Origin of the sequence: Micromonospora maritima (assembly GCF_902825405.1) — a bacterium.
GTDB lineage: Bacteria > Actinomycetota > Actinomycetes > Mycobacteriales > Micromonosporaceae > Micromonospora > Micromonospora maritima.
This window is the reverse complement of sequence record NZ_CADEAU010000251.1, coordinates 1-7,938: the sequence shown is the minus strand read 5'-3', so window position 1 is coordinate 7,938 and position 7,938 is coordinate 1. Positions and strand designations below refer to the sequence as shown.

The following is a 7,938-nucleotide window of genomic DNA, read 5'->3' as shown; positions in this document are numbered from 1 at the left end:
GCCAGCCGGCGCCCGGCCGGCCCCGGCTCCCAGGGCGGGGTGGGCGCGTGCACGGCCAACTCGGCGTGCACCCCGGACACGACCGGCTCGGCGACCAGCCGACGGATCTCGGCCAGCGCCGCCTCGTACTCGCCGGTGCGCCAGGCGCGCAGGTCGACGAGCATCCGGGCCCGGTCGGCGACCACGTTGGGCCGGCCGCCCGCCTCCAGCACGCCCACGTTCACGGTCACCCCCGGCCACCGGCCGTTGAGCTGGTCCAACGCGACGGTCAGCCGGGCGGCGGCCAGCAACGCGTTGGCACCCCGCTCCGGCTCGATGCCGGCGTGCGCGGCCCGCCCGCGCAGCGTCACCGCGAGGTCGGCGACGCCCTTGCGGGCCGACACCAGGTCGCCGTTGTCGCGGGCGCACTCCAGGCAGAGCGCCACGTCGGTCTCGGCCCCGAGGGTACGCAGCAGCGACCTGCTGCCCACCGAGCCGATCTCCTCGTCCGGCGTGCAGACGAGCGCCAGTTCGCCGTACCGGTGGCGGTCCAACGTGGTGAGCACCTCGACGGCGGCCAGCCCGGCGAGCACGCCGCCCTTGTCGTCGCTGACCCCCGGGCCGTACGCCCGGCCGTCGTGCACCCGGAAGGGGCGGGCGGCGGCCGTGCCGGGCGGGAAGACGGTGTCCAGGTGGCCGGCGAGCAGGATCCGGCGGGTGCCGGTGCCGCGCCGGCGGGCGACCAGCACGTCCCCGAGCGGCCGGCTCTCCTGGTCGGCGACCGGCACCCGTTCGACGGCCAGGCCGGCGGCGAGGCACCAGCCCTGCACCAGGTCGGCGGCCTCCCGCAGCCCGTCGACCTGGCCGGAGCCGGAGTCGACGGCGACCAGCCGGGCGAGCCGGTCGTGGTAGGCGGACAGCCGGTCGCCGGCCGCGCCGAGCAGCGGATCCATCAGAGCACCTTGTCGAGGAAGGCGCGGGTGCGCTCGTGCCGGGGGCGGCCGAGCACCTCGTCCGGTGGGCCGACCTCGACCACCACGCCGTCGTCGAGGAACGCGACCTGGTCGGCGACCTCGCGGGCGAAGCCCATCTCGTGGGTCACCACGACCATGGTCATGCCGTCGGCGGCGAGGCCCTTCATCACGTCCAGCACCTCGCCGACCAGCTCCGGGTCGAGCGCCGAGGTGGGCTCGTCGAAGAGCATCAGCTTGGGTCGCATGGCCATCGCCCGGGCGATGGCCACCCGCTGCTGCTGCCCGCCGGAGAGCTGGCTCGGGTAGTGGTGCGCGCGGTCGGCCAGCCCGACCCGGTCGAGCAGGCGCAGCGCCTCCTCCCGGGCCTGCGCGCGCGGGGTGCGCAGCACGCGCACCGGCGCCTCGGTCACGTTGCCCAGCGCGGTGAGGTGCGGGAAGAGGTTGAACCGCTGGAAGACCATGCCGATGTCGCGGCGACGCACGGCCACCTCGCGGGCCTTCAGCTCGTACAGCCGGTCGCCCTGGCGGCGGTAGCCGACCAGCTCGCCGTCGACCGAGAGCTGCCCGCCGTCGATGCGTTCCAGGTGGTTGACGCAGCGCAGGAACGTGGACTTGCCGGAGCCGGAGGGGCCGAGCAGGCAGGCCACCTCGCCGGGGGCCACGGTCAGGTCGATGCCCTTGAGCACCTCGACCGGGCCGAACCGCTTGGTGACGCCCTCGGCACGGACCATCGCCGTCATCGCACGCCTCCCCGGGCGAAGCCGCGGCCGAACCGGCGCTCGACCAGCCACTGGCCGGCGGAGAGGAGGCTGACCAGGGCGAGGTACCAGATCGCCGCCACCACGAGCAGCGGGATCACCTTGTAGTTGTTCTGGTAGACGCTCTGCACGGCGGTCATCAGGTCCCGCCCGGCGATGATCGACACCAACGCCGTCGACTTGAGCATGGTGATGGTCTCGTTGCCCATCGGCGGGATGATCACGCGCATGGCCTGGGGCAGCACCACCCGGCGCAGGGTGAGCGTGGGGCTCATGCCGAGGGCGGCGGCGGCCTCGGTCTGGCCGCCGTCGACGGCCAGGATGCCGCCGCGGATCACCTCGGCGGCGTACGCCATCTCGTTGAGCGACAGCGCGAGCACGGCGGCGACGGTGCCGGTGACCACCACGCTCGTGGGCCTGTCGAACAGGACGGTGCCGGTGAACGGCACGCTCAGGGTGATCCGGGGGAACAGCGCGCCGAGGAAGCCGAAGAAGATGATCTGCACCAGCAGCGGGGTGCCGCGGAAGACCCAGATGAACGTCCAGGACACGCCGCGCAGCACCGGGTTGTCCGACAGTCGCAGCACGGCGAGCAGGATGCCGCCGGCGGTGCCGAGGACCATGGCGAGCAGGGTGAGCCAGAGCGTGGTGAGCACGCCGTCGAGCACGTAGTCCTGGAACAGGTAGTGGGCGACCGTGCCGGGTTCGAGGTTGGGGCTGGTCAGCAGCGCCCGCAGGAACAGGGCGGCCAGGCCGGCCACGACCAGGGCGGTCAGCCAGCGCCCGTAGTGGCGGACGGGGACGACCCGTACCGCCGGGGTGTCGGTGGTGGTCATCGTGAGAGTGCCTCCGGCAGGGGTGCGGCGGTCGCCGGGCGCCTCCGGGCCCGCCCTCACGGAGTCAGAGGGCGCCCGGCGACCGCGGATCAGGGGGCGGCGGTCCGCCGGGTCAGTCGATGGCCTGGTCGATGGTGGCCTTCTCGACGGCGATCGGGGTCTGCTTCCAGTGGGCCAGGATCTTGCCGTAGGTGCCGTCGTCGATAAGCGACTGCACGGCGGCCCGGTACGCCTCGGCCAGCTCCTTGTTCGCCTTGAGGAAGCCGAAGCCGTTCGGGCTGGCCAGCCAGCCGTTGGGCGAGGACGGGTCGGCGACCAGCTCGGCCTTGCCGGCGAGCGCGCCGGCGGTGTCCACCAGGTTCACCCGGGTGGCGGCGACGACCTGCACGTTGCCGGCGATCAGCGCCTGCACCGCCTGCGGGTTCTCCGGGTACTCCTTGACCTGCAACGGCCGGCCGGCGCAGCTCTCCTTGGCGTAGGTCGCCAGGTTCTTCGCCTGGTTGCTGGCCTTCTGCACGGCGACCGTGCGGCCGCAGAGGTCGGCGACCGTCTTCACGCCCAGCGGGTTGCCGGCGGCGACCAGGAAGCCGGTGCCGGAGGCGGAGTAGTCGACGAACGTGGCGACCTGCTGGCGCTCCTTCTTGTCGGTGATGCCGCCGGCGATCGCGTCGTACTTGGCGGCCTGGAGGCCGGGCACCAGGCCGTCGAACGGCTGCTGGCTGAAGGTGGCCTTCAGGCCGAGCCGGGCCGAGGCGGCCTGGAACAGGTCGTGGTCGAGGCCGACGAACTCGTCGGTGCGGCCCTCGACCTTGAAGTCGATGAACGGCTGGTAGGGGGCGTTGGTGGCGACCGTGACGGTGCCGCGGCCGCGCACGTCGGCGGGGACCTTGGCGGCGAGGGCCTTGTCGGTCTCGACCGCGCCGACGCCGTCGATGGTGACCGAGACGGGCTTGATCTCGTCGGCGGAGCCACCGGCCGAGGAGGAGGAGCCGCAGGCGGCGGTGGCGGCGAGCAGCGCCGAGGTCACGCCGAGCAGGGCAAGGGAACGGATGCGCATGGGGAGTCCTTCCGGGGGCCAGAACGAGCCAGCCCCCGGACTGTAACCCACGTTACGATCTCGATGGGGTTACAGTTTTCTGTAACGCGCGTTTCAGCGCACGCCGAACGCCTGCTGCGCCCCCTCCATCGCCTTGAGGCGGGCGCCGGCCACCGGGCCGAGCCTGTCGATCAGCGCCGCCACCAGCGTCTCCACCAGCGCCAACGTCGGCACGAAACTGTCGTACGGCGACGGCGAGTCGACCCGGGCGGGCAGCACCACCTCGGCCAGGCCGGCCACCGGCGAGAGCCACCTGTCGGTGAACAGCACCACCCGGGCGCCCCGGCCGGTCACCTCCCGGGCCAGGGCCAGGGTCGACTCCTCGTACCGCCGGAAGTCGAAGAGCACGACCAGGTCCCGCCGGCCGACGTCCACCAGCATGTCGGCCCGCTCCACCGGGCCGGCGGGCAGCAGCCGACTGTTGCCCCGCACCTGCATCAGGTGCAGCACCAGGTAGTTGGCGAACAGCGCGGAGAACCGGCCACCGGCGGCGGTGACCCGGTACTGCTGGTCGGCGAAGAGGCGCACGGCCGCGTCCAGCTCACCCTGCGGAAGGTCGGCCAGCGTGCCGGCCACCGCCTCGGGCAGCGCCGCGGCGGCCCGGGAGAGCGCCCCGCGCGGCGGCGCCCCGCTGCGTTCGGTGGCCCGGTACGCGGTCAGCGGCGAGGTCTCCCGCTCGGCCAGCTCGTCGCGCAGCGCCCGCTGGAACTCCGGGTAACCGCCGAAGCCGAGCCGGGACAGGAAGCGCAGCACCGTCGGGGCGCTCACCTCGGCCCGGTCGGCCAGCGCCGCGACCGTGCCCAGGCCGGCGGACGGATAGGAGGCGAGCAGGGCGCGGGCCACCCGGCGCTCGGCCGGGCTGCACTCGCCGAGCCGCTGGCGGATCAGCGCCGCGACCCCCACGGCCTGGGTCTCGTCATCGGGGTTCGACACGAGCGAAGCGTAGCGGCCCGCCCCGCACCCGCCCCGCGGCGGCGGGTCCGCGGGCGGGGCGTCGCCGCCCGCCCGCGGACCCTCGGGGGGTGCCGGGTCAGGACTTCGTGACGGTGCAGGCGTAGTCGGCCGTGCCGGAGCCGGCGTACGCCTCCAGGTCGAGGTGGTAGGTGGCGGAGCCGGACGCGGTGCGGGTCAACGTGACCGACTCGTCCGCTCCGGCGCCGTCGTTCACCGAGCGGGTCAACGTGCTCCCGTTCGCGTTGAGCAGGTAGAGGTCCGCGTCGTACGCGGACGGCACCGCGCAGTTCACGGTCAGCGTCTGTCCACTGCCGAGCGTGAGGGAGAAGTAGTCCCGGTCCGAGGTGCTCTTCATGTCCCCGGTCACGGTGGCCGGGAAGGTCAGCCCGGAGACGTCGTTGGCGGCCGTGCGGGAGTCGTTCGGCTCCACCTCGGCGAACGTGGACCCGCCCGACGGCGGCGGGGTGGTCGAGCAGTCGGTGACCGGGGTGCCACTGTAGAGGTTGGCGTCCGGCACGCCGGCGCGCACGCTGCGCAGGTAGTAGCCGCAGGTGGGGCGGTTGGCGAAGTCGTAGCTCTGCCCGTTGGTCAGCTTCCAGATCTTGAAGTTGGTGTAGGTAAGCGGTTGCCGGGCGACGGCCACCTCGGGCTGGTGGTCACCGAGCACCACGTAGGCGCTGGGGCCGCTGAGCGTGGCCCGGCCGGCGCGGTCGACGAAGAGCGAGGCGCCCTCCTCGACCCCGACGCCCCACGCCTTGCCGCCGGTGACCAGCCCGTCCTTGACCGCGCGGGCCACGAACGCCATGGTCCGCCCCATCCGGTCCCGGGTGACGAAGTGCGAGTCGTTGATCGTGCCGGCGTAGTTCGGCCAGCGGAACATCCCGGTGGTGAACGTCAGCGACCGGTCGTACGGGTCGGCCAGCGCGCCGGAGGAGGTGGCGCTGGCGGTGCAGGCGTCGTAGACGACGTCGCTGTTGACGTGGTGCCCGGCGCTGCCGCCGCCGACGCCGCCGCCCTTGGCCACCACCGACTCGACCGAGGCCTCCAGCGCGGTGCCCTTCCAGGCGACGTAGCGGCACTGGTCGCCACCGGCGAAGTAGACGAACTCGGCATTGCGGATGTCGGTGTTGACCTGGCTGTTGTTGCCGTCCGTGGCGGCGGTGAGGGTGAGCGTGGTGCAGGAGTTGACGCCGGCCAGCGGGGTGATGACGTCGCACTCCGGGGTGGTGGAGCCGGAGCCCGCGATCACCACCACGTCGATCGCGCCGGTGCCGCCGCGGATGGCGTCGACCGCCTTCGTCATGGTCGCGGTGACGATGCCGCCGGAGCCGTTCATGGTGTACGCGGGGCCGGACCAGCTCGCCCGGGTGACGTCGGTGGCGCTGCCCTGGCGTACCCGGGTGACCTGGGCGTGGGCGGCGGTGACGCCGAGCGGGGCGACGGTGAGCAGCGCGGCGGCGGCCGCCGTCACGGCGAGCCGGCGAGGGTTGCGGGAAGGGGACATGGGCACCTCCGAGGGGCCACGAAGCGATGAAACAGAAGTTACATCCATTAAGTTCACTGCTCAATACGTAACCTCTGTTACAACTTCGTGACGGCGGCGCCGGACCCCCCGGCCCGGCGCCGCCGCACCCACGTCAGGCCGGTCGGATGCCGACCACCACGTCGGTGAACGTGGTCGCCGTCGCGCCCCGGAAGGCCGCGAACCCGGAACCCCGGGTCAGCCGCGCCGACCACTGCGGGTCCTTCTCGTACGACGTGCCGCCGACCGCCACGCAACCGGTGCGGGCGGCGAGCCCCTCCTCGACCAGGCCGACCATGGCGTAGTCGTAGAAGACGTCCTCGGACGGCGTCGCCGTGCACGGTCCCGCCGCCGGCCGCACGCGCGGCTTGCCGGCGGCCGGCACCACGGTCCAGCGCGGCGCGACGTACGCGTCACCGGCGGTGAGCCGGCTCCACCGCACGCCCTCGATCCCCCACACGCCACCGTGGTCGGTCACCCGGGCCCGGCGCAGGTCGAGCACGCTGACCCCGCGCTGGCCGAGCACCCGCAGCGCGGTACGCCGACCACCCACGCCGGTCACCTCCAGCGCGGTGTTCTCGTCCAGCCCGAAGACCCGGGTGTGCCGGGTGTCCGAGGCGAGCCGGATCGAGCGCGCCTCCCGCCCGCGACGGGAGAAGTGGGTGTCGACGAGCCCGGCGGTGAAGAACCCGAAACCGCCCCGGGGCAGGTAGCCGAGCACTGCCGGGTCGTCGAAGTAGCCCGGCTTCGCGCCGTCGCGCAGCCCCGGCTCGGTCGACCCGCCGGTGATCATGTCGCGGCCGGCCATGATCTGCGCGCCGGCGCTGGTGCCGGCGACGACCGCGCCACCGCGCAGCTTGCGCCGCACGGCCGCGAGCGCCGCGCTGTCCCGCTGCGCCTTCCCCCGGGTCATGGTGGTGACGTAGCGGTACTGGTCGCCGCCGCCGAAGAAGAAGCCGGTCATCGACTCGATCTGCCGGACCACCGCCGGGTCGTCGGCGGCGGCCGGGTGGTCCAGGTCGATCGGGATCCACTGCGCGTCGGCCACCCCGTAGGACCGGAACAGGTCGGCGTAGTAGTCGCCGTTGCAGACGCTGTTGTTGCAGTCCGGGGTATTGGCGTCCGGGTCCTCGGCCGGCACCGGGGCGCCGGCGGTGACGATGCCGATCCGGGCCCGGCCGGGGCCGCCGGCCAGCCGGACGATGTCCTCGTAGACCTCCCGGTTGTCGTCGGCGAGCGCGCCGCCGACCAGCACCAGGCTGCCGCCGGCGCGGTGGTGGGAGGTGGTGGCCGAGGCCGGGACGGCGGCGACCGGCAGGCTGAGAGTGACCGCCGCACAGGCGCCGACCCCGAGGGTCAGCAGGCGGTTCCAGGGCATGAGTGCTCCTCACGGTTCGTGAGGGCGAGCCGGGACCGAGCGTACGGCAGCGGGCCCGGCCGGACAATGCGCGCGGGCCGAAAGCGGTGGCGGGGCCCGCACCGGCACGCGGGCCGGCGGGACCCCACCACAGGCGCCGAACGCTCAGCCGGTGACCCGGAAGCTGCGCGTCGCGAACGGGCCGAGCGCGATCCGGTCGCCGGCCACCGCACCGCCCACCGGCCGCTCCGCGAGATCACACTCGACGGACGTGCCGGCGAGCCCGGACACCGTCGCCTCGACCGGCGCGGACGTCGGGTTGACCAGCCGCAGCACCGCGCCGTCGCCGTCCTCGGCCGGCTTGTACGCCGACACCTGCGCCCCGTCCACCCGCAGTCCCGGGGTCACGGCCGGCGCCAACGCGCCCGGACGCAACTGCCAGGCCCGCAGCGGCGCGCGCCG

The 7,938-nt window shown here is 73.8% G+C and carries 8 protein-coding genes; all 8 read right to left on the bottom strand.

Annotated features, from left to right (window positions below; all coding sequences use genetic code 11):
* Positions 1-932 (bottom strand): M20/M25/M40 family metallo-hydrolase (locus tag HUW36_RS20545; RefSeq protein WP_174529659.1); only part of this gene is annotated, 932 nt, incomplete at its 3' end.
* Positions 932-1,693 (bottom strand): amino acid ABC transporter ATP-binding protein, encoded by a 762-nt coding sequence (locus HUW36_RS20540; protein ID WP_281357545.1) that lies wholly within the window; start codon positions 1,691-1,693, stop codon positions 932-934. The genes HUW36_RS20545 and HUW36_RS20540, both read right to left, overlap by 1 nt.
* A complete protein-coding gene (locus tag HUW36_RS20535; protein WP_174529658.1) occupies positions 1,690-2,547 on the bottom strand; it encodes an amino acid ABC transporter permease in 858 nt (285 codons plus the stop codon). Before HUW36_RS20535 ends, HUW36_RS20540 begins: the two co-directional genes overlap by 4 nt.
* A gap of 112 nt (positions 2,548-2,659) precedes the next feature.
* The gene (locus tag HUW36_RS20530; RefSeq protein WP_174529657.1) at positions 2,660-3,604 is read right to left on the bottom strand and encodes a transporter substrate-binding domain-containing protein; all 945 of its coding nucleotides are present in this window, start codon (positions 3,602-3,604) and stop codon (positions 2,660-2,662) included.
* 93 nt (positions 3,605-3,697) lie between these two features.
* Positions 3,698-4,576, bottom strand: coding sequence for a MurR/RpiR family transcriptional regulator (locus HUW36_RS20525; protein ID WP_174529656.1), 879 nt, complete (start codon positions 4,574-4,576; stop codon positions 3,698-3,700).
* Positions 4,577-4,673: 97 nt separating this feature from the next.
* Positions 4,674-6,101 carry a pre-peptidase C-terminal domain-containing protein gene (locus HUW36_RS20520; protein WP_174529655.1) on the bottom strand — a complete coding sequence of 476 codons (1,428 nt, stop codon included), beginning with the start codon at positions 6,099-6,101 and terminating at the stop codon, positions 4,674-4,676.
* A 133-nt stretch (positions 6,102-6,234) separates the two neighbouring features.
* The gene (locus tag HUW36_RS20515) at positions 6,235-7,497 is read right to left on the bottom strand and encodes a cyanophycinase (protein ID WP_174529654.1); all 1,263 of its coding nucleotides are present in this window, start codon (positions 7,495-7,497) and stop codon (positions 6,235-6,237) included.
* 144 nt (positions 7,498-7,641) lie between these two features.
* Positions 7,642-7,938: glycosyl hydrolase-related protein (locus tag HUW36_RS20510; RefSeq protein ID WP_174529653.1), on the bottom strand; the 297-nt coding region annotated here is incomplete at its 5' end.

Bases quoted from the DNA above. Each gene is read 5' to 3' on its own strand.
- HUW36_RS20540 (WP_281357545.1), bottom strand. From the start codon at position 1,693: ATGACGGCGATGGTCCGTGCCGAGGGCGTCACCAAGCGGTTCGGCCCG.
- HUW36_RS20535 (WP_174529658.1), bottom strand. From the start codon at position 2,547: ATGACCACCACCGACACCCCGGCGGTACGGGTCGTCCCCGTCCGCCAC.
- HUW36_RS20530 (WP_174529657.1), bottom strand. From the start codon at position 3,604: ATGCGCATCCGTTCCCTTGCCCTGCTCGGCGTGACCTCGGCGCTGCTC.
- HUW36_RS20520 (WP_174529655.1), bottom strand. From the start codon at position 6,101: ATGTCCCCTTCCCGCAACCCTCGCCGGCTCGCCGTGACGGCGGCCGCC.
- HUW36_RS20515 (WP_174529654.1), bottom strand. From the start codon at position 7,497: ATGCCCTGGAACCGCCTGCTGACCCTCGGGGTCGGCGCCTGTGCGGCG.